General features: G+C 63.8%; 16 protein-coding genes and 1 pseudogene. 9 read left to right on the forward strand and 8 right to left on the reverse strand.

Going from position 1 to position 19,881, the window contains the following annotated elements; genetic code table 11:
* Positions 1-122 precede the first annotated feature (122 nt).
* Positions 123-3,278 carry an Ig-like domain-containing protein gene (locus M1B34_RS01870; protein ID WP_268264307.1) on the forward strand — a complete coding sequence of 1,052 codons (3,156 nt, stop codon included), beginning with the start codon at positions 123-125 and terminating at the stop codon, positions 3,276-3,278.
* A gap of 61 nt (positions 3,279-3,339) precedes the next feature.
* Here the strand turns inward: M1B34_RS01870 and M1B34_RS01875 are convergent, their stop codons facing one another.
* Both M1B34_RS01875 and M1B34_RS01880 read right to left on the reverse strand, forming a co-directional pair.
* Positions 3,340-5,298, reverse strand: a complete 1,959-nt coding sequence (locus M1B34_RS01875) for a GMC family oxidoreductase (protein ID WP_123333142.1) — start codon at positions 5,296-5,298, stop codon at positions 3,340-3,342.
* Positions 5,299-5,310: 12 nt separating this feature from the next.
* Positions 5,311-7,818 (reverse strand): hypothetical protein, encoded by a 2,508-nt coding sequence (locus M1B34_RS01880; RefSeq protein ID WP_123333140.1) that lies wholly within the window; start codon positions 7,816-7,818, stop codon positions 5,311-5,313.
* 342 nt (positions 7,819-8,160) lie between these two features.
* Here M1B34_RS01880 and M1B34_RS01885 point away from each other — a divergent pair, with 342 nt between their 5' ends.
* On the forward strand, positions 8,161-10,779 hold the full coding sequence (locus tag M1B34_RS01885) for a patatin-like phospholipase domain-containing protein (RefSeq protein WP_268264308.1): 2,619 nt from the start codon (positions 8,161-8,163) through the stop codon (positions 10,777-10,779).
* 57 nt (positions 10,780-10,836) lie between these two features.
* On the opposite strand, the gene M1B34_RS01890 is transcribed toward M1B34_RS01885, so the two are convergent.
* Both M1B34_RS01890 and M1B34_RS01895 read right to left on the reverse strand, forming a co-directional pair.
* Complete coding sequence (locus M1B34_RS01890; protein ID WP_268264309.1) at positions 10,837-11,424, reverse strand: glutathione S-transferase family protein; 588 nt, start codon at positions 11,422-11,424, stop codon at positions 10,837-10,839.
* A complete protein-coding gene (locus M1B34_RS01895; protein ID WP_268264310.1) occupies positions 11,421-11,849 on the reverse strand; it encodes a VOC family protein in 429 nt (142 codons plus the stop codon). The genes M1B34_RS01890 and M1B34_RS01895 overlap by 4 nt, the downstream gene beginning before the upstream one ends.
* A gap of 114 nt (positions 11,850-11,963) precedes the next feature.
* Here M1B34_RS01895 and M1B34_RS01900 point away from each other — a divergent pair, with 114 nt between their 5' ends.
* Positions 11,964-12,866, forward strand: coding sequence for a LysR family transcriptional regulator (locus M1B34_RS01900; RefSeq protein WP_268262217.1), 903 nt, complete (start codon positions 11,964-11,966; stop codon positions 12,864-12,866).
* 51 nt (positions 12,867-12,917) lie between these two features.
* Here the strand turns inward: M1B34_RS01900 and M1B34_RS01905 are convergent, their stop codons facing one another.
* Together M1B34_RS01905 and M1B34_RS01910 are read right to left on the reverse strand one after the other, a co-directional pair.
* The gene (locus M1B34_RS01905; protein WP_268264311.1) at positions 12,918-13,559 is read right to left on the reverse strand and encodes a DUF1109 domain-containing protein; all 642 of its coding nucleotides are present in this window, start codon (positions 13,557-13,559) and stop codon (positions 12,918-12,920) included.
* Entirely contained in the window at positions 13,556-14,128 is a 573-nt protein-coding gene (locus M1B34_RS01910) for a sigma-70 family RNA polymerase sigma factor (RefSeq protein ID WP_123333128.1), read from the reverse strand. The genes M1B34_RS01905 and M1B34_RS01910 overlap by 4 nt, the downstream gene beginning before the upstream one ends.
* 244 nt (positions 14,129-14,372) lie before the next feature.
* On the opposite strand from M1B34_RS01910, the pseudogene M1B34_RS01915 reads away from it, so the two are divergent.
* The 5 genes and pseudogenes from M1B34_RS01915 (at position 14,373) to M1B34_RS01935 (ending at position 17,580) form a co-directional block, all read left to right on the forward strand.
* Positions 14,373-14,643: pseudogene (locus M1B34_RS01915) on the forward strand (BufA1 family periplasmic bufferin-type metallophore).
* A 29-nt stretch (positions 14,644-14,672) separates the two neighbouring features.
* Positions 14,673-15,527, forward strand: a complete 855-nt coding sequence (gene bufB / locus M1B34_RS01920; protein ID WP_123333124.1) for an MNIO family bufferin maturase — start codon at positions 14,673-14,675, stop codon at positions 15,525-15,527.
* Positions 15,524-16,276: an HvfC/BufC N-terminal domain-containing protein gene (locus M1B34_RS01925; RefSeq protein WP_123333122.1), complete on the forward strand. Its 753-nt coding sequence runs from the start codon at positions 15,524-15,526 to the stop codon at positions 16,274-16,276. The genes bufB and M1B34_RS01925 overlap by 4 nt, the downstream gene beginning before the upstream one ends.
* Before the next feature lie 42 nt (positions 16,277-16,318).
* Positions 16,319-16,792, forward strand: a complete 474-nt coding sequence (locus M1B34_RS01930; protein ID WP_268264312.1) for a DoxX family protein — start codon at positions 16,319-16,321, stop codon at positions 16,790-16,792.
* 290 nt (positions 16,793-17,082) lie between these two features.
* On the forward strand, positions 17,083-17,580 hold the full coding sequence (locus M1B34_RS01935; RefSeq protein WP_123333104.1) for a heme-degrading domain-containing protein: 498 nt from the start codon (positions 17,083-17,085) through the stop codon (positions 17,578-17,580).
* A gap of 39 nt (positions 17,581-17,619) precedes the next feature.
* On the opposite strand, the gene M1B34_RS01940 is transcribed toward M1B34_RS01935, so the two are convergent.
* Positions 17,620-17,835, reverse strand: a complete 216-nt coding sequence (locus tag M1B34_RS01940) for a PLD nuclease N-terminal domain-containing protein (RefSeq protein ID WP_268262207.1) — start codon at positions 17,833-17,835, stop codon at positions 17,620-17,622.
* Positions 17,836-18,021: 186 nt separating this feature from the next.
* On the opposite strand from M1B34_RS01940, the gene M1B34_RS01945 reads away from it, so the two are divergent.
* Positions 18,022-19,368, forward strand: a complete 1,347-nt coding sequence (locus M1B34_RS01945) for a cation:proton antiporter (protein ID WP_268264313.1) — start codon at positions 18,022-18,024, stop codon at positions 19,366-19,368.
* Positions 19,369-19,386: 18 nt separating this feature from the next.
* Here M1B34_RS01945 and M1B34_RS01950 read toward each other — a convergent pair whose 3' ends face one another.
* Positions 19,387-19,752 carry a DUF2750 domain-containing protein gene (locus M1B34_RS01950; protein WP_268264314.1) on the reverse strand — a complete coding sequence of 122 codons (366 nt, stop codon included), beginning with the start codon at positions 19,750-19,752 and terminating at the stop codon, positions 19,387-19,389.
* Between the last annotated feature and the right edge of the window lie 129 nt (positions 19,753-19,881).

Below are 19,881 nucleotides of genomic sequence, written 5' to 3' on the forward strand. Positions count from 1 at the left end.
GTGGCACCACCTCGTATGTCGTCAGGTTTGCGAGTACGGACTTTGCGGCGGGTGAAAGCATCAGTTTTTCCTACGAGGACAACGGTCAAGACCCCGGAACAAATCCGACCAACTCCAACCTTGTGAACATCAGGTCGCGCAACCTGGGCACTGTTTATTCCGATTACCGGAGTTCCACCCGAACCCTGGGCATCCAGACCCCGAGCGTCTCGGCCAGCCAATTGGCGGCGGGTGGGTTGTACCTGCAGATTGTCGCCGGGACCTATATCGGGCCCGTCACCATCAGTTGCACCGGGGCCGTGGCCGAAGTCACCCCGGTGGCCGGCGCGGCGACGGCCACTGTGGCCGCCAATAGTTCAAACAACCCGATCACCTTGCCCATCACTGGTACAGCCACCGCCGTGGCCGTCGCTTCCGCGGCGGCCCACGGCACCGCGACGGCGTCCGGCACGTCGATCAGCTACACCCCCGCCGCCGGTTACTCGGGCGCGGACTCGTTCACCTACACCGCGTCCAACGGGGCAGGCACCTCTTCTGCCGCCACCGTCAGCATCACCGTGTCGCGCCCTACCCTGGTCATCACCCCCTCCTCCGGGGCCTTGCCGGGTGGGCAAGTGGGTGCGAGTTACAGTCAGGCGCTCAGCAGCTCGGGGGGCACCGCGCCCTATAGCTATTCGGTGAGCGGTTTGCCAGCAGGCATCAGCGTGAACCCGTCCAGCGGTGCCCTGAGCGGAACGCCGACAGCCACCGGCAACTACAACCTGTCGGTCCTGGCCACGGATGCCAACGGCGCCACCGGATCGGCCAGCTACACCTTGGCCATTGCCCCGGCGCCACCGGTTGCGGGGGCGGTGTCGGCGACCGTGGCCGCCAACAGCAGCAGCCAGTCGGTCACCCTCAACCTGTCCGGCGGCGCGGCAAACTCAGTCGCTATCGCCGGGGCCCCCAGCCATGGCCAGGCGACGGTTTCGGGCTTGTCCATCCTCTATACGCCCACACCGGGTTTCTCTGGGGCGGACAGCCTGAGCTACACCGCCACCAATGCCTCCGGCACCTCGGCGCCCGCGACCATCAGCATAACGGTCACCGCCTCGGCGCTGGTCCTGAGCCCGGCCAGCGGCGCATTACCCAATGGCCAAGTGGGCGTGGCCTACAACGAATCAATCCGTGCAACCGGAGGCGTTGCGCCCTACCACTACAGCGCCACGGGCCTGCCCAACGGCCTCAACCTTGATCCGTCGAGCGGGCTGATCAGCGGCGTCGCCACCTCAGCCGGCCACTTCAGTGTGGCGCTGAGCGTCAGCGATAACGCGGGCGGCTCTGGCTCGGCCAACTACACCCTGGACATCGCCGAGCCGTTGCCGGTTGCCGGGGCGGTGTCAGCCACGGTGGCGGCCAACACCTCGAACAATGCGCTGACCCTGGTGCTGTCAGGCGGCACTGCGACCGCCGTCACGGTGGTCACCGCGCCCGCTCATGGCCAGGCCACGGCCAGCGGCACCAGCATCCGCTACAGCCCCAACGCCGGTTACTCTGGCGCCGACAGCTTCACCTACAGCGCCAGCAATGCCTCGGGCACCTCCGCGCCGGCCACCGTTACCCTCAGCGTTACAGCGCCCTCACTGGGCCTGTCGCCCGCTGCGGGTTCACTGCCGGCAGCGACGGTCGGCACGGCCTACAGCCAAGTGTTCAGCGCCTCTGGTGGCGCCAGCCCTTATCGATTCAGTGCTTCAGGACTGCCGGCGGGCCTGAGCCTGGACCCGGCCTCTGGAAGCATGACCGGCAACCCGACCACCGCGGCAAACGTGAGTTTTTCAATCGTCGCGACCGATGCCAACGGTGTGCCGGTGAGTGCCGCCTACAGCCTGGTCATCAACGGCAGCGCACCGCAGGCGGTGGACAGCACGGTCAGCCTGGGCGCCGGCCAGAGCGTCAATGTGGACCTGGGGGCCGGTGCCACCGGCGGGCCCTTTGTCTCGGCGACATTGCTTGATGTGCCGCCGTCGAGCATGGGCACCGCGCGCCTCAATGGCCTGAAGTTGAGCTTCACCCCGGCGGCTAACGCCAGCGGGACCCTGACCCTGCGCTACTCCTTGATCAACGGTCAGGGCCAGTCGGTGACGGCAACCCTGACCATTCAAATCACCCCGCGCAAAGACCCCAGCCAGGACGCGGAAGTGGCCGGTATGGTGAACGCCCAGGCCCAGAGCGCGGCGCAGTTTGCCAAGGCCCAGATCAGCAACTTCAACGACCGCCTGGAGCAGTTGCACGGCATGGATGGCCACCGCAACGCCTTCAACCTGCGCTTTGCGCTCTCGCCAGCGGAGTCCGCACAGCCACAGCCTGACGATGGCTTGGGGATTTTCCGCTCGCTGTCGGCGTTGCAGGCCAAGGATGACCAATGGGCCCTGCAGCGCGCCGCCGCAGCCCCGGCGGCAGACCCCGCGCCAAGCCAAGACCTCTCGCTGTGGACCGGTGGTTATGTGGACTTCGGCAAGAGCCAGCGCAGCGGTGCCAAAGTCAGCAATACGCTGATCGGCATCAGCGGTGGCATGGACTATCGGCTGTCTCCATCGCTGACGGTCGGCGCAGGCATTGGCTTGGGCAAAGACAAGAGTGACATCGGCTCATCCGGCACCACCAGTCGCGGCGACGCCTACAGCGCCGCGCTGTACGGCAGTTACCACCCTGGCCCGGTGTTCCTCGATGCACTGCTCGGTTACAGCTGGCTGAACTTCGACAGCGATCGCTATGTAACGGACAGCAGTCGTTACGCCCAGGGCCATCGTCGGGGCGATCAACTATTCGGTTCCTTGAGTTCCGGTTACGAGGCCCGCGGGCAACATTGGCTGCTGTCGCCCTACGCTCGCCTCGACGCCTCCACTACTTGGCTGCGGGCATTCAGCGAGGCCGATGCCGGGGCCGACAACCTGGAGTACGCCGACCAGCGCCTGTCCCTGCTCTCGAGTGTCGCCGGCTTGCGTGGGCAGTACGGTATTCCCCTGGGCTGGTCCTACCTGAACCTGCGTTCGCGCCTGGAATACAGCCACACCTTCAATACGGACAGCACCGCCCGCATGGGGTACGCCGATATCGGCGACCTGGCCTACTCCCTGCGCACCGAAGGGCTGAGCCAGGACACCCTGTCTGCTTCGCTGGGCGTGGACTTTCTCTGGCTGTCCGGGCTGAGTACCGGGATCGGCTACCAAGGCACCCGGGCATTTGGCGACTCGTCCCGTTCGGATTCGATCTCCTTCAGGCTGGCCCACCGGTTCTGACGAATCGAGCGATTCATAAAAAGGCCGAGCGGCATAACCGCTCGGCCTTTTTTCTCCGGGTTCAGCGCCTGGGCCCGACCATCGCCTCCACCGTGGTCGATCGGCTGTCCGTGCTGGCAGCGGCCGGGCTGCTGGTCCGTGCCGCCTGCGGCCTGGGCCTCGACGCATCCTGCAAGATCACCTGAGCGGCTTTTTCGGCGGCGACATAGATCGAGGTGACAATAAAGAACCCCGGGATTTTCGGAAAAATCGAGGCATCCACCACCCGCAGGTTGCCGACGCCGCGCACCCGGAATTGACTGTCGAGCACCGCCATCGGATCGTCCGCCGCCCCTATGGGGCAGGTGCAGGAGGCGTGATGCCCCCAGGCCTGGTTCATCACGAACTCCTTGAGTTGCTCATCGGTTTGCACCGCCTCCCCGGGCAATTCTTCACAGGCGATCAGCCCCGCGTCTTTCAACGGTTGGGCCAGGTTGCGCACAAACTTGATGGCTTCCACCACCGATTGCAGGTCCTCACCCTGGGTGTCATTGCCCTCCTCGAAGTAACGGAAGTTGATCAGCGGCGTGTCGGCCGGGTCTTTTGAGCGCAGGGTGACGTAGCCGGCGCTGTTGTTGGTATGGGCCTTGAGCACGGCCCAGGTCAGGTAGTTCAGGTGGTCGACAATCAGTTTTGAATAACCGGGGAAATAGCCGCGAAACAGTGCCAGCAAGGAGAAGCAGAACAGGTCGGGCAACGGCCGCTGCTTCAACGACTTCTTGATGATCGCCAGCACTGCGCCGTTGGTGGCATAGACCCCGACCTTGCCCTTGGCCCACTCCTCGTACTGCGGGTCGCCCTTGGCGTAGCGCGCACCTTTCAGCACCCCCCAGTGTTCGAAGTTCATCCGATTGACCACCCCCACCTCGTAGCGGTCCTGCAGGTTGCGCCCCACCCCCGGCAATTCGACCCGCAGTGGAATCTCCATGGCCTCCAGGGTGTCACGCGGGCCGATGCCCGAGAGCATCAGCAGTTGTGGGGTGTTGAAGGCCCCACCGGCGAGGATCACTTCACGGCTGGCACGCACCTGGCGCAATTCGCCGCCAGGGTTGCGCGGCAAGGTACAGGCGCGGTACAGCCGCGCGCCCTTGATGTACTCCACGCCGTAGGCGCGCTGCTGGTCATCGAGCAACACCCGGGTCACCAGCGCATCCAATTCGATGTGCAGGTTGTTCGGGAAACGCTGTTGCACGTCCAGCAGGCGCTCGCGGGTGCCGTTGCGATGGTGCTTGCGGGTGGCCAGCGGCGGATAGCGCAGGCCGATGGCGTCGTCGCGCACCAGCCGCCAGTCGTTGGGATCGCCCACGCCCTGCAATTGCCAGCCTATGCGCTTGAAGGTTTCACCCAGGGTCTTGAACGCCTGCTCGGCGGACTTGACGATGGAACGCACCAGCGACAGGTCGTCGATCACCGCCTCCGGCACGGTCTTCTCCACATGCAACCAGCCCTTGAAACCATGCCGCGACGGGTTGATGCCAAACCAGGAAAGAAAGCGCTGCACCGGCCGGTGACGGCAGTTCTCCAGGCGCTGAAAATGCTCGCGCATGGCGCTGGCCTTCCACGACGGGTCGCCGGTGATCTGGGCAATGTGGTCCCAGTCCTGGTTGTGCGGGTAGACGGTGATCATCGCGTTGTGCGCGGTGCAGCCACCCAGGCAACTGGCCCGCGGGTACAGCACCCCGTCGACGGTTTCACCCTGGAAGGTCCGGGTGAACTTGGGGTCCTGCAGCTGGCGGGCGTCATTGCTGTAGTGGCGGACGAAAAAGTCCCAGCGCATGGCGTCGTTTTCGGTGGAACGGGGGTGAAACGCCGGCACCTGGTACTCCTCCGGCAATCGCGGGGCCGTGCCCGACGCCACCGGGTCGCTGCCCGACTCCAGTACCAGCACCTTGCGCCCCTGTTCGGCCAGGCGCGCGGCGACCGTGCCGCCCCCGGCCCCGGAGCCCACCACGATGTACTCGTATTCCATGTCGTTGTTCATCGCCGTCCATCCTTAGAAGGTTTTCAACAGGGCGATCAATGCCCGTTTGTCTTCGTCACTCAGGCCTTGCTCACCCTTGAGGAAGCCAGTGCCGAAGTAATGGCCCTTGTCCACCACGTAGTCCGGGCACTTGCTCACCGCCAGCAGCGGCTGCACCAGGCGCGCGAAGACCTTGCGGGCTTCTTCGTCGGTGGCGCCGGCCGGCAACTGCTTGAGGTCATGCTTGATCTTCAGCAGCAGCTCCAGCACCTGGGCGCGTTTTTCCAGGTCGATGTTGGACAGCAGGCCCACCGGCGTACCTTGCGGGATCGGCCCCAGTTGCACGCCGTCATCGTCGAACAGCCACGGCAGCCAGCGGCTGACCAGCCCTTCCAGGTCTTGCAGGAATTTCGGCAGGTAGCCGCTGTTGACCCGCAGGTAGCTGGTTTCACTGGTGACGTCGATGGTGCCCGGGTGGGTCTTGCCGGAACGGGTCATGACCTGGAAGTTGCCTTGGCGTTTTTCCGGCCACAGCAGCATCTCGATGGCACTGTCGAAGGACGCCATGCGCTCCTCGACCCCGCCCTTCCATTCGAATTTACCCAGGCTGTTGTTGAGCAAGAGCGGCGCGGTGGACCACAGGCTGATCAGCGATGCAGGCCGCGTGTAACCGCGCCCGCCGGCCGGCATCGAGTATTCCCGAGGCTCACCCGTGTAGGGGTTCTGCACCAGGATCGAGCCCACCCCCGGCAGTTGCTTGTAGGACTGCGAAGAGAAGTTGTCCCAGATATTGCCGCCCAGGGCGTTGGTCGCCAGCGGGCTGCAGGCGTTGGTTTCCAGCAAGGTGACCGGCACCCGCAGTTCGGTGGACAGGTAATTGTCGGTGAGGAACTTGTCGTCCTTGACGATGGCGCGCATGGCGTCCTTGAACTCCGCGGTCTCGCTCCAGCGCCAGTAGTTGTTCCAGCACTGCAGGTAGCCGTTGTTCACGCAGCCATTGTCGGGAAAGAAGCTCCAGGCTTTTTCCGGCAGCTTGCTGGAGTGACAGCGGGCGCAGGTGTCGGCAAAGACTTCCTTGCCGCGCTCCAGTACCGCCGCCGGCTCACTCAGGTGCGCCGCGCCGCCGGGGGCGTCTTTCAGGTAGTCCGGCGTGGCCGAAGCCAGGAAGAACAGTGCCAGGTCCGGCGTCTGCGCCTCGTTGGCGTTCCAGTAGGAGGAGTTCTTGCGCGCCACGTCGATGCGGAACGGGGTGATCGGCTTGCCGCCAATCAATGGCCGGAAGTGTGTGGTCCACTCCTCGCTGTACAGGCCGATATTGATGAACACCCGGTTCAACGCACCCAGTGCGCCCACCGAATCGGCACCGTCCTTGAGCACTCGCGGGGTGAACACCGTGTCCGGTTGCTTATAGAACTGCGCCAGTGCGCTGTCCGGCGTGACGCCGGGCACCTCGTTGAACTGTCTGTTGTTGAGCCCGCCACCGGCGAGTTTTTCCTTGCCCAGGTGCGCCGCCACCTCGATGCGCGCCTTGAGGTTGTAGACCGCGTTCATGGTGCGCGGGTTGTTGATGTAGTCGGTGGAGACGAACGAGGTGTCCAGCGCCCCCGGCCGCGAGGTGTGGAACAACTGGTACGGGAAGCTGCTGGGGTCCTGGTTCCACATAAAGATCCGGTCCACCCAGAAATACTGCGCCCCCGGGTTGGAGTTGAGGTTGGCCCAGGCCGGGCGTTCGTAATCCTGTGGCGGGTTGGTGGGGTTGGGCCCCACATGGCAGAAGCCGCAGGACATGCCCACCCGATAGGGTTTCACCAGCTTACTGTCGTTGTAATAGCTGGGGTCTTCGTAATAGCGCTTGGGGTCCCATTTTTTCTGCGCGTGCTCGTCAAAGTTCGGGTTGGGGAACAGCCGCAAGCCGACGATCCCGGTGCCGTAGCCGTAATAGGAGCCCACCGGCAGGTTCTTGCCCCGCGCACCGATCTTGACGCCCGGGTATTTGCTTTCGTCTTCAAAGGGGTCGGCGGCGCAGGACGGCTCGCGGCTGTCGAGCCACAAACCGAAGCGGTCTTGCCGGGGGCCGTCGCCCTTGACGTAGCAGGGCTCGTTGACCACGCCCAGTACTTCCCAGCGTTTATCGCGATTAAAGGCCAGGCTGGGGTGGTTGGAAATGGTCTTGAGCAGGTCGAGGTTACCGACACTGTCCCGCGAGAGTTTGTCCCACAGGGCATCGTTACCGGCGGTCCAGACAATCCAGTTGTTGCGCCCACGGGCGACGGCCTCGACGGCCTGCTGTTCGGTAATCCCGGGGATGAAGGGGGACAGGCGCTCCACCAGCAGCGGAGGTTGTTTGGAGACGCCGTAGTCCATGTCGGCGTAGTAGTCCTCGTCGGCGCCCTTGAGGCTGGCGGCATCACGGCCGACGCATTTGGCTTCGTCCAGGCGCTCGCCGGGTTTGTCGCCGCAGGGGTTTTTCGTTTCGCTGTTACAGCCCTGTAACAGCACCAAAGGAAGGAAAAGACTCAACATCAGCTTCACAGGTTTCATGCGCTGCTCCTTGCACGTGTGCAGACCGTCCCCTCTGTCCTTGGGGACACGTTATATGCGGCCGGTCCTTTTTCTGCTGGCCGAATAACCGACTACCTGCGCTCCGGGCCGGTGAACCACGGCGCGCCAGTCACGTTACAACTCCTTACAAGCGCCAATACTAGGCCATCTGTACAGGGGGCAATGATTCCATTTCGCGATCAAAAACGCCGGCTAATCGCGAAAAGTGTCTTTTTGCCACTATCGCAGTCCAGGCCTTGATCCGTGGGCTGGCAACTGGTTATTTTGCTGCTTTAACTTAGGTGTCGGAGACCCTTCCCCGGCCCCTCACGAGGACGACACATGGACAAGGAACCGTCCGCTTCTTCGGCACAGGACGCTCAATTCAACGCCGAACATGCCCGTATCAATCAACGCCGGGAGCTCCTGGGCCTGGCGCCCAAACCCAGCGGACACTGGGCCGTGGCCCTGTCCGGTGGCGGCATCCGCAGCGCCACCTTCTGCCTCGGGGTGCTGCAAGCCATGGCCCGGGCCAAGGCGCCGAACACCGATAACCCAGCTCCCGGCATTGGCAAGCGCCTGCTGGCGCAGTTCGACTACCTCTCCACTGTCAGCGGTGGCGGTTACCTGGGCTCGTTCTTCGGCAGCCTGTTCCTGCCCGGGCGCCTGCGCCAACAAGAGAACGCCCAAGTCGTGACCAGCCCCGAGGTCAAGGCCGCCGAAGAAGCCTATGAAGTGCTGGATTTCGAGCCCCCGGGGCGCATCCACACCAGCACCGACTACGCCAGCGCCCCGGTGGGCGAAGCGCCATTGGCCTGGTTGCGGGAAAACGGCCGCTACCTGACCCCGGGCGGCTCCGGCGATCTGTTCTATGTGCTGGGCCTGTCGCTGCGCAATCTGCTGGCGGTGCACTTCGTGATCGGCATTCCGTTGCTCTGTACCCTGGCCCTGGCCACCTGGTTGCAGGTGTTCATCTACAACAGCGATCTGTGCTCGCCGGTGGCCGCCCTGCTGCCCATGGGCCTGGTGACGGCGCTGTGCGGCTCGCTCTGGTGGCTGCCGGGGGCGTTGATCCTGCTGTGGGTGGTGCCGCTGATGATGGCGTTCTGGATGGTCTACTCGCGCAAGAGTCAGGACGAGGCCGTGCGCCCCTGGAATTGGGCGACGCTGCTGTACAGCGCCGCCGGAGCCCTGTTTATCGGCCTGGCTTTTGCACCCTGGGGAATGGACGAGGAACTGCGGGCCATACTCCTGGCCTGTGGGCTGATCAATTGGCTGGGAGTCTTGACCTGTATCGGTGTGGCCCTGCACTTGCGCGGCCAGTCCAACGCCGACGAGGCCCTGGCCTGCAACAACTGCGTGCGCACCTATCGGGTGCGGGTCACCCGCTACCTCGGCCAGGCGCTGATCGCTACCCTGGTGCTGGGCTTCTTCGCCCTGGTGCCGTGGCTGACCGAATGGATCTACCTCAGCGAGCAACGCGCCCAACTGATGTCGTCAGCGGTGGCCTTGCCGCTGCTGGTCGGTGCCATCCGTACCCTTTCCACCCTGCTTGACGACAAAGCCCTGCCCAGTTGGCTAAGCCGTCTGCCGTTGAGCGTGATCGCCGGTGTGGCCGGCATCGCGATCTTTATGCTGGTGGCCTTGATTTGGGGGCTGCTGGTGCAGTTCGTGCGCTACCAAGGCCTTGAAACCGACAGCCAGACCCGCCTCGGCGTCCTGGTGCTGGTGGCGTTGCTGTTGAGCTTGGGGGCGGGACGCTTTATCGGCTTTCTCAACCAGTCCTCACTGCAGTCGTTCTACAGCAGCCGCCTGGCCCGCGCTTACCTTGGGGCCTCCAACGGCCTGCGCTTCAGCGGCAAGACCCGCAAGATCCGCAAGCAGCGGCTGAGCGTCGCCGAAGCCCTGCCCGGTGATGACGTCCCCATCGAGCAGTACTACGCCGCGACCACCTGCGCGCCGGTGCATTTGATCAACGTCACCCTGAACCTCACGGTCGACCCGGCCGAACAACTGGTGCAACGCGACCGCAAGGGCAAGCCGTTGTGCCTGGCCCCCAATGGCAGCGGTGGTGCCGCCAGCGTCAGCTACATCCTCGACGGCGAACCGCGCCAGCGCTCGACCCAGCACAAGTGGCTCAGTGAAATCTACCAGCCCCTGGGCCTGGCCCACTGGGTGGCCACCTCCGGTGCAGCCATCTCCACGGGCCTCGGCCGGGCCACCACACTGGGCACCTCGCTGTCTTTTGGCCTGACCAACCTGCGCCTGGGCACCTGGTGGCCGAGCAACTTCCTGGAGCCGGGCGAACAGGCCGGCAGTGGCCGACACTGGCGGGACAAGTTCTGGGCCACGGTCTTCCCGACCCAGGCCTACCTGTTCTATGAACTCACCGCGCACTTCCACGGGGTGCGCCGCGACTACCAGTACTTGTCCGATGGCGGCCACTTTGAAAACACCGCAACCTACGAGCTGATCCGCGATGGGCGTCAGATTGAATTGATCGTGATGTGTGATTGCGGCGCCGACCCGACCTACCAGTTCGACGACCTGGCCAACCTGATTCGCCTGGCCCGCATCGACCAGGCCCTGGAGATCGAAGAAGACCAGGGCGTACACAATGTGAAGGCACTGGCGCCCTACTTCGGCCATACCCATAACTTCACCAACCCTGGGCCGGATGACAGCCTGCGTTGCGCCATGCTGTTCAACGTGGTCAACCGCCAAGGCCAGCGCACTGCACGGATCCTGGTGCTCAAGCCGCGCTTGATCGCCGGGTTGCCAGTGGACGTGCTCAACTACGCCAACGCCCATCCGACCTTCCCCAACGAAAGCACGGCCAACCAGTTCTTCGACGAGGCGCAGTTCGAAAGCTACCGGCAACTGGGCCTGCAAATCGGCCAGACGCTGTTTGGCGCCGGCGAGCCGACCGCCGTGTCCGAGGCCTTGTGGGAATACCTCTAGCGCGCTGACGGGCTTGGCCGGCATCCGCGCCGGCCAAGCCGTTCTCTTAGCCCCCGTTCAGGGTTTGGCCAAGTAACCGGGCAAGGCCTCGACCCTTTCAATCCAGCGAGCAACGTGGCGATACGGCGTGAGGTCCACGTCGCCTTCCGGGGCCAGGACCACGTAGGGGTAGACCGCGCACTCGGCAATCGAGGGGCGGCCGATGGCCAGCCAGTCGTGCTGCTCCAAGTGCTGGTCGAGCAGTGACAGAATCTCCGTCGAGTTTGCCTGTGCCTGGGGCAGGTCCAGCGGGTAGCCGAACTTCTTCACCAAGCGCGCGGCACACAGGCTGTGCTGAACCTCGTTGCTGGCGAATGACAGCCACTGAGCAATCTCCCCCTGGCCCTGCGGGTGCCCCGGCCACCAGGCCAGGCCGGCGTATTGCCCGGCGAGGTAAACCAGGATCGCCTGGGAGTCGCGCAGCACCACCGGGCCGTCCTCCAGAATAGGTAGCTGGCCCAAAGGGTTCAGCTCAGAAAGCGGTGGCTGTTTGTGCGCCCCCGCCAGAAAGTCCACCGCAACGGTCTCCAGTTCAATGTGAGCCAGGGACGCAAACAGCCTGACTTTGTAGCAATTGCCGGACGCGTGCAGATCGTAGAGCTTCATTTCCCACCTCCATCAACGAGTTGATTGAATTCCAGGACATTGCCATCCGGGTCGCGGATAAACAGCGCAACCCTTCGCGGGCCGATGGCGTGGGGGCCCTGGGTGATGCGGATGCCCTGCTCGCCCAACCAGGCCTGCAATGCTTCCAGGTCATCGACCACAAAGGCCGGGTGAGTGATGCCGGGCAGTTTCACTGGGGCATCCAACAGCACGTTGTGAGCCTCAGGCACCCGGGCCGCATTGAAGATCAGGTTGATCCGCACGCCATCGGCGCTGAGCATTTCGTTGGCTTCGTGCTGGGTAAAACGTGCGCTCTCTTCAAAGCCCAGGGCCTGGTAAAAAGACAGGGCGCGGGCTTGCTCGCTGACGCGAATGCCGATGTGGTCGTATGCGAGAATCCGCGCGGGGTTGGGTCGTTGGCTCATGGGATGAAGCTCCAGTGGACGTCAGTGGTTGAAGTGTCATCCAGAGGGCGGGTTTCACCTATGCTGCGAACCTGACAAGACCTATGCAGTCATCGCACAAATCAAAGGGTGGTCATGGACAGGCTCAAGGCAATGGCCAATTTCGTGCGCATCGTCGACAGCGGCAGTTTGAGTTCGGCGGCCGATGCGACCGGGCAATCCGTGGCGTCCCTGGTGCGCTCGCTGGCGGCACTGGAGCGTTATCTCGGGGTGCGCTTGTTGAACCGCACCACACGGCGCATGGCCCTGACCGCCGAGGGCGAGGAATACCTGGCCTGGAGCCGGCGCATGTTGGTGGACTTCGCGCAGATGGAACAACGGCTGGAGGCTCGCGATGGCCGCGTTCGTGGCTTGCTGCGGATCACCGCCCCGGTGGAGTTCGGCCAGCGTTACCTGGCGCCGCTGGTCAACGGATTTCTCAACGAGCATGAGGCCATGACCGCCGAGTTGATCCTCAACGATCAGGTCGTGCCCTTGCTGGAGGACCGTCTTGATCTGGCGCTGCGCATCGGCCACCTGCCTGACTCAGCCATGGTGGCGCGCCAGGTCGGTGCCACGCGGCTGGTCACCTGTGCCAGCCCGCACTATCTGGAAGCAGCCCCCGCCCTGCACGACCCGGGATCGCTGCACGAGCACCGCTGCATCACCCTCGCCTCCCAGGGCCGGCAGTGGTACTACCGGCACCCGGATAAGGAGCGGGCTGAAGACATCGCCCCACGGCTGGTGTGCAACCAGATTCGCGCCGCCAGCCTGGCCTGCGTCCAGGGCCTGGGGATCACCCGCTTGATGCACTACCAGGTGGCGGACGAACTGGCGGACGGACGCTTGATCAGGGTTCTGCGGGACTTCGAACCCCTGGACCTGCCGATCCAACTGGTTTACCCCCACTCCCTGCAACTCTCGCCTCGGGTGCGAGCGTTCGTCGACTGGGCCTGCCCGCGCCTGGAACAGCTGACGCCCGATCCCGAGGCGGTCTAAGTCCAGTACAGACCTCCTCCGGGCACATACGTCGCCACCGTGGCTGACTCACTACCAGCGAAGCCAGTGCGGGCCAAGCAAGGCGCCGATGGCGCTCGGCACCAGCATGCCCAGCAGGTACCAGACGCCCCAAAAGGGAATGTCCATCTCCGGGCAATGCAGGCAATACACCAGTGTCGCCAAGGCCCCTGCGAGTAATCCGCCACAGGCACCGGTCAGTCTCAAACGCGTGGGTGCCAGGCCCCGCAGGGCCCAGAACAGCGCGATAAAACCGGGAATCGACAGCAGGCCGATGTTCAGCGCGCAGGTCTTCCAGGTCTTGCCCAGGATGATCGCGCCACGCTGCCCGGGCGCCGCGCTTATGAGCACATCCACCGCGCCGGCCCAAACCGCGGCGACGGCGGCCACGAGCAGCAGCATTCCGGCGCCCGGGCTGACGCCGGGGCGTGCCAGGCGCGACAGCACCCTCCATGCGCCGATCGCCAGGCACAGCGCAAGCGCAACCTTGGTCCAGAAAATGGGCGTCTGCATGACCTCACCCAGGTCCGAACGGATGCCGAATACAGCCATCATCAGCAACGTGGACAGCAACAACGCCACCAGTACCGCGAGACCAAAACGCTTCGCCAGTGCATGGCGGTCCACGGGGGCAACCCCGGTGGCGAGCAAACCGATAAAATCGTCAGTCTTCATACTAAACCCCTGATCTTTGCCGCCAACGCCTTGAGCCCTCGGTGCACCCCAACCTTGACCGCGGACTCCGACAAGCCGGTCATCTGCGCGGTTTCGGTGACCGACAACCCTTCAACCTTCACATGCACGATCGGCAGACGCTGTCGATCAGGCAGTTGCTCAAGCAACTTGTTCAAATCACGAGAAGCCTGCGCCGGTTCGAGCATCGGCTTGGCAAACAACTCACTGCTGTCATAAATGGGCTCGTTCAGCCCCTCATGGCGTGCTCGCGCCCGGTAAAAGTCCGTGAGCTTGTAGCGGGTAATGGCAAACACCCAGGCCGTCAGTGGCTGCTCCACTCGGTAGGTGTGACGCGCGTTATGCACGGCCAGCAACACCTCTTGCAGTACATCTTCGACGTCGCCCGGTTGGCGCTGCAGCCGGGTGCGCAAAAAACCGCGCAGGTGGCCACTCAATTCACCGAGAAAGGCCCGATAAGCCCGCTCGTCCCCCGTCAAACCCGCGAGGAACAGCGTCTGGAGCTGCACCTCCCTGTTTCGCAATGCATCGTTATCTGTAGTTCGTTCCATATGTGTAATTCGTTCGATCGGCCGCTCGGGTTACACGAAGGGATAAAACATTCACGCCTGCGCCAAAAAGCTCGGCAGCAGAGCCTGTTTTGGCTCAAGAGTGCAAGGCTTGCCGGAATGATTTCACCTGACTGAAAAATAATAGTCGGTCGCTGTAACCCACACGACTGTGCCAGCGAATTACCTCTCGGATCCCAAGCCCAGTGCACTCCTGCACTGCGGCAATGATCCTGGAGATAGCACCATGAGCACTCTGAAAATCGCCGCCCTCGCTGTTGCCCTTTCGTCCTTCGCTGCCGGCGCCCTTGCCGCACAGGACTCGACCGCCGCTCCCGCCATGGAGAAATGCTACGGCGTCGCCATGGCGGGATAACGATTGCAAGGCTGGGGCGGGAACCACTTGCGCGGGCACCGCGAAGATGGACTACCAGGCCAACGCCTGGAAAAACGTTCCGGTGGGCACCTGCACCAGCATCAAGACCCCCAAAGGCATGGGCACTCTCGCCCCGATGTAATCACCACCCTGCCAGGAGACGCACCGATCATGCAGACACCCAGCCAGATGGGGGCCGGACTCGGCCTCAAGCCAGACCACTATCAAGCAGCCTTTGACTGCAACGCCGAGGGCCTCTGGTTCGAAGTTCATCCGGAAAACTACATGGTCGGTGGTGGTCCCCGTTTGGCCTGGCTGGAAGCGATTGCCTGCCGGCACCCGCTGTCGCTGCACGGTGTGTCCCTGTCACTGGCGGCCGATTGCGCGCCAGACGAGGTGCACTTGCAGCGTCTGAAGCGTCTGGTAGAGCGCGTGCAGCCGGCGTTGGTTTCCGAGCACCTGGCCTGGTCAGCCTGGCGGGGGGAGTACCACCCGGACTTGCTGCCGTTTCCCCGTACTCGCGAGGCATTGCGCCGCATCAGCGCGAATATCCAGCGCACCCAAGAAACCCTTGGACGGCGGATCGCGATTGAAAACCCCACCCATTATTTACCCCTTGATGGCCATGACTACAGCGAGCTGGATTTTCTCACCGAGTTGACCCTGAGCACCGGCTGCGGCCTCTTGCTGGACGTCAATAACGTCCACATCAGCGCCCACAACCTTGGTTTTTCGGCGGCCGACTACATCGACGCGGTGCCGGCGGCGGCCATCATGGAAATTCACTTGGCAGGGTTTACCCAGGATCCCGGCGGTTCGCGATTGCTGATCGACAGCCACGCCGCCCCTATCGCTGACGAGGTCTGGTCGTTGTACGACCGCCTGATCCAGCGGATCGGTGCGCGCCCGACCCTGATCGAACGAGATGACCAAATCCCGCCGTTTGAGGTGTTGCTCGCCGAGCGCGACTGGGCACAGGCCTTGTTGAGCCCTGCGCAGCCGCTACATCGGAGGTTGGCGCGATGAAAGCATCCCTCACAGACTTTCAAGATGCGTTTGTCGCTGCCCTGTACGGCCACCCGTCCGCCGAGCTGAAGCTGCTGGCCCAGCACCCGGGCTTCGCGGTGTATCGCAATACGGTGCTCAAGGGCACCACCGACGCCTTGCTCGCCAACTTCCCGACTCTGGAGCGCCTGGTCGGCAGCGACTGGCTGCGCAGCGCAGCGGCGATCCACGCCCGCACCTCGCCCCCCGTGGATGCCCGGCTGCTGTACTACGGGGAAGACTTTGCGCGGTTTTTAGACGGTTTTGAACCGGCCCGCGAGCTGCCCTACCTGGGCGACGTGGCTCGCCTGGATTGGCTGTGGACCCAGGTGCACGGTGCCGAGGACGAGCCGGTCCTTGAGCTCAGTGCCTTGGCGCGTCTGAGCCCCTTGCAACTGGTCTCGGCCCGGCTCAAGCCAAGGGCGGCGGCGCGCTGGCACTGGGCGCCGGATTGTCCGGCCTACACCCTGTGGCGGCTTAACCGCGAGCAACGGGACATGCCCGAATCACTCGATTGGCGAAGTGAAGGTGCGCTGCTGACCCGCCGCAACGGGCAGGTGCACTGGCAGGCCGCCAGCGCCGGCGACTGTGCCTTTCTCGAGGCCTGTGCCGCTCACCTCCCCATCGATCTGGCTGCCAACCTGGCCCTCGAGGTGGAACCGACCTTGAACCTGGAGCCGCTCATCATTCGCCTGGTGTGTGCCGAAGCATTCACCGCTGTCGAGCCGTAAACCTGCTGGACATGCCTGTTCAGCTCATCCACGGAGCCCATCATGGACCTTACCCGCCGTCCCTCAGCCGTCCCCGACCACTCCTTGCGCGGCCTCTGGAACCGCCTGGCACAGCGTATCGACGCCTTGATTGGCGACTCGTTCCTGGTGCTGGTGGCACGCGTGTCCATCGCGGCCATTTTCCTACTGTCCGGACGCACCAAAGTCAGCGGGTTCCTGACAATCACCCCCAGTACCTATGAGCTGTTTCGCAGCGAATACGCACTGCCCCTGATCTCGCCGGAACTGGCGGCACACCTGGCCACGTACAGTGAACACCTGTTTTCGCTTTTGCTGATACTGGGGCTGTTCAGCCGCTTGTCCGCATTGGCCTTGCTCGGCATGACCCTGGTCATCGAGATTTTTGTCTACCCCGATGCCTGGCCCACTCACCTTTCCTGGGCCGGACTGTTGCTGCTGATCGTGGCGCGGGGTGCCGGGGCCTTCTCGCTGGATCGACGCCTGGGCATCCGTTGACGGCTGCTGCGGGCACCGCCCCGCTAGCGTTGCAGTGCGTTCAGCGCCTGTTGGTGTTCCTGGCAGGCCTGGGCCAGTTTTATGCGGGCGCGTAATGAAGTGCTCCCCCCCATGGATCGTGTTGCCAGTAACGCCCTGAAGTCGCGAATGCAGTGCCAGGGGCATGGCTCGTGGATGACAAGCTCACACAGCCATCGCCCGGCCGTATCGACAAAGCCGCACGCATCCTGTTTGATCAACGCCAGTCTTGATTCATCCGCCTATCAATGGACGCACCACGGAGAGCCACCATGGACTCGCAAAACGATCTGCAACGTTTGGAACTCCAGGAGCAATTGCTGAAGTTCGAGCACTTTGACAAGCGCACGGCCTGGGACTTGGGCACGCGTTTGAAAGCCGCCTGCGAGGGGCTCGGGGTGGCGCTGACCATCGAGGTGCGGCTGGTGCGTGAAACGGTGTTTTTCTATGCAATGCCGGGCACCGCAGCGGTCAATGCCGACTGGGCCCGGCGCAAGCGCAATGTGGTGGAGTTGCTGGAACAGAGTTCATATCGGGTCGGCCGCTCTTTGGAGCAACAGGGCGCGACGCTGGAGGGTTTGATGGGCTTGCCGTTGCGTGACTATGCCGATCACGGCGGCAGCTTCCCGATCAACGTCAAGGGCCTGGGCTGTGTCGGCGCGGTGACGGTTTCCGGGTTGCCCCAGCGCGAGGACCACGTCCTGGTGGTCCAGGTGCTGGCGCAGATGTGCGGTGTCGGTCAGCAACAGGTGTTGCTGGACTTTTCCTGACTATTTTTTAAACTTCGACGCCACTCCGCCCGGGCCGACTCAACCTTTGCCAGGGGCTGGGGCGGTTTCGCGCTCTTCCTTGGGCCCGACAAAGGCCCAAACCAGCAGCCCCAGCAGTGGCACAAAGACAATCACCACCATCCATAGGCCCTTGGTTTCCGAGCGGCTGGTGCTTCTGAGCACACGGCGGATGGCCCACAACTCCACCAGCAGGAGGATCACCGCCAGGGCGATCCAGATGTATTCGATTTGCATGATTCACCTCCCGGTCTGTAGGAGGTTAGGAAGGCCATGGCGCCGAGGGTTCATTTATTTTTTTCCTGGGCCCGTGCCAAGCCCTTGAAACAGAGCCTTCGCCGTGGCCGGATCAGTTTGAACCCGGCGCCGGCGGCGACCCTCTGATGAACATGAGGGTCGGGCGAATCACGGGCGGATCAAGCGATGGATTTTATTCTGTGGATGGCGGTGCTGGGGGCGGTCTTGCTGCTCCTGGCGCTGACCTCGTCCTACCTGCGCTGGCTGCCAGTCACCACCTCCGTCGTGTGCCTGGGGCTGGGTATCGCCATTGGTCCATCCGGACTGTCGTTGCTGCACCTGGACCTTAAGCAGGCCGCGCCGTGGATGGAGCACCTGTGCGAAGTGGCGGTGCTGTTTTCCCTGTTTGTCTGCGGCCTCAAGCTGCGCTTGCCCCTGAGAAACCCGACCTGGCGCGTGGCCTTGGTGCTGGCCGGGCCGGTGATGGTGCTGTGCATCGTCGGCATCTGCCTGCTGCTGCATTACCTGCTGCAGTTGTCCTGGGGAGCGTCGTTGTTGATCGGCGCCATTCTTGCCCCCACCGATCCGGTGCTGGCGTCCCTGGTGCAGGTGACCGACGCCCGGGACGCTGACCGGGTGCGCTTCGGCCTGTCTGGCGAGGCCGGGCTCAACGACGGCGTGGCCTTCCCCTTTGTGACTCTCGGCCTGCTGTTTTTGCGCCAGGACGGTACTGAAGCCGACTGGCTGCACTGGCTTGGTCAAGACCTGCTGTGGGCCGTGCCGGTCGGCCTGCTCACCGGTTACGCCATGGGCCGTGGCATCGGCCGCTTGACCTTGCACACCAGCGCCTCGCAGAACAGCTTGTCGCCCAATGATTACCTGGCCCTGGCTTTGATTGCCCTGGCCTATGTGGCAGCCGAGGCGCTGCACGGCTACGGCTTTCTCTCAGTGTTCGCCGCGGGCCTGGGGCTGCGTCGGGCCGAGGTCAAGTCCACCGACAACCCCCAAGTGCCCGCCGAGCACTTGGTGTCGCCGACACTGGGCCAGCAGCATGTCGAACCGCACCCGTCTGTAGCCACCGCCACCGATGAATTGCCTGACAGCCAGGTCGTGGCCGGGATCATGATGGGCGACATGCTGGCCTTCGGCAGCCTGGTGGAACGGGCCATGGAGGTGTTCCTCGTGACCTTGCTCGGCGTGGTGCTGATGGCCCACTGGGACTGGCGAGCGCTGTTGCTCGGCGGCGTGCTGTTCTTTGCCCTGCGGCCGTTGACGGTGTGGCTGATGCCTTGGGGGCGCTTGCTCAAGCCGCCCCAGCGCCTGTTGATCGGCTGGTTCGGCATCCGTGGCATCGGCAGCTTCTATTACCTGTTCTATGCCCTCAACCATGGCCTGCCCGCTGAAACCGCACTGCTGTGCAGCAACCTGACCCTGTCGGTGGTGGCCCTGAGCATTCTCCTGCACGGCTTGAGCACCCAGCCATTGTTGGCCCGCTATGAACGCCACAAACAAAAGCCCAGAATCCGCCCCTGACTCGGTTACCAACGCCTTCTATTCATACTGCGCAAGCTCCTCGCGGATCTGCTGCACCAGCTCAGCCATGTCGGGCCGCAGGCCGGGTTGATCGGGTACGGGAAACACCTCCACCTGGAGGCCCGGGCACCGCGCCAGGAAGTCCGTCACGACCATGGGCTGGGCACTGAAACCCTGCCAAGGTCCGCAGGCGCACAAGGTGGCAATCGCTTCTTCGGGCCAGAACGGCACGCTTGAACGGTCGAGGCCGCGAGCCAGGTGCCCCTGGGCGTCCACCAGGGCCCAGACCACCTCGAAGTCGGCGATCTTGCGGATGAAATAATCAAGCCTGGCCTCAGGCGCCATCTGCAACAGGTTGTGGAGTTTCTGCGGATGAGCCGTCACGGGGGCCTCCCTGATTAAGGCCACCAGCTTGCCGACCGCCCGAGCCTCTTGCAACTGCATCGAGGCGCTGTGGCGGCCTGCTCCGGCCTCCGGGGGATATTGCGCAGCGCCCCCGGCTTCGGGCATCAT

Source organism: Pseudomonas morbosilactucae, from assembly GCF_023241715.1.
In the GTDB taxonomy this organism is placed as follows: domain Bacteria; phylum Pseudomonadota; class Gammaproteobacteria; order Pseudomonadales; family Pseudomonadaceae; genus Aquipseudomonas; species Aquipseudomonas morbosilactucae.

Excerpts from the sequence above, each read along its gene's own strand:
- M1B34_RS01885 (WP_268264308.1), top strand. The coding sequence starts at position 8,161 with ATGGACAAGGAACCGTCCGCTTCTTCGGCACAGGACGCTCAATTCAAC.
- M1B34_RS01880 (WP_123333140.1), bottom strand. The coding sequence starts at position 7,818 with ATGAAACCTGTGAAGCTGATGTTGAGTCTTTTCCTTCCTTTGGTGCTG.
- M1B34_RS01940 (WP_268262207.1), bottom strand. The coding sequence starts at position 17,835 with ATGCAAATCGAATACATCTGGATCGCCCTGGCGGTGATCCTCCTGCTG.
- M1B34_RS01945 (WP_268264313.1), top strand. The coding sequence starts at position 18,022 with ATGGATTTTATTCTGTGGATGGCGGTGCTGGGGGCGGTCTTGCTGCTC.
- M1B34_RS01925 (WP_123333122.1), top strand. The coding sequence starts at position 15,524 with ATGAAAGCATCCCTCACAGACTTTCAAGATGCGTTTGTCGCTGCCCTG.
- M1B34_RS01935 (WP_123333104.1), top strand. The coding sequence starts at position 17,083 with ATGGACTCGCAAAACGATCTGCAACGTTTGGAACTCCAGGAGCAATTG.
- bufB (WP_123333124.1), top strand. The coding sequence starts at position 14,673 with ATGCAGACACCCAGCCAGATGGGGGCCGGACTCGGCCTCAAGCCAGAC.
- M1B34_RS01900 (WP_268262217.1), top strand. The coding sequence starts at position 11,964 with ATGGACAGGCTCAAGGCAATGGCCAATTTCGTGCGCATCGTCGACAGC.
- M1B34_RS01895 (WP_268264310.1), bottom strand. The coding sequence starts at position 11,849 with ATGAGCCAACGACCCAACCCCGCGCGGATTCTCGCATACGACCACATC.
- M1B34_RS01905 (WP_268264311.1), bottom strand. The coding sequence starts at position 13,559 with ATGAAGACTGACGATTTTATCGGTTTGCTCGCCACCGGGGTTGCCCCC.
- M1B34_RS01890 (WP_268264309.1), bottom strand. The coding sequence starts at position 11,424 with ATGAAGCTCTACGATCTGCACGCGTCCGGCAATTGCTACAAAGTCAGG.
- M1B34_RS01875 (WP_123333142.1), bottom strand. The coding sequence starts at position 5,298 with ATGAACAACGACATGGAATACGAGTACATCGTGGTGGGCTCCGGGGCC.
- M1B34_RS01930 (WP_268264312.1), top strand. The coding sequence starts at position 16,319 with ATGGACCTTACCCGCCGTCCCTCAGCCGTCCCCGACCACTCCTTGCGC.
- M1B34_RS01910 (WP_123333128.1), bottom strand. The coding sequence starts at position 14,128 with ATGGAACGAACTACAGATAACGATGCATTGCGAAACAGGGAGGTGCAG.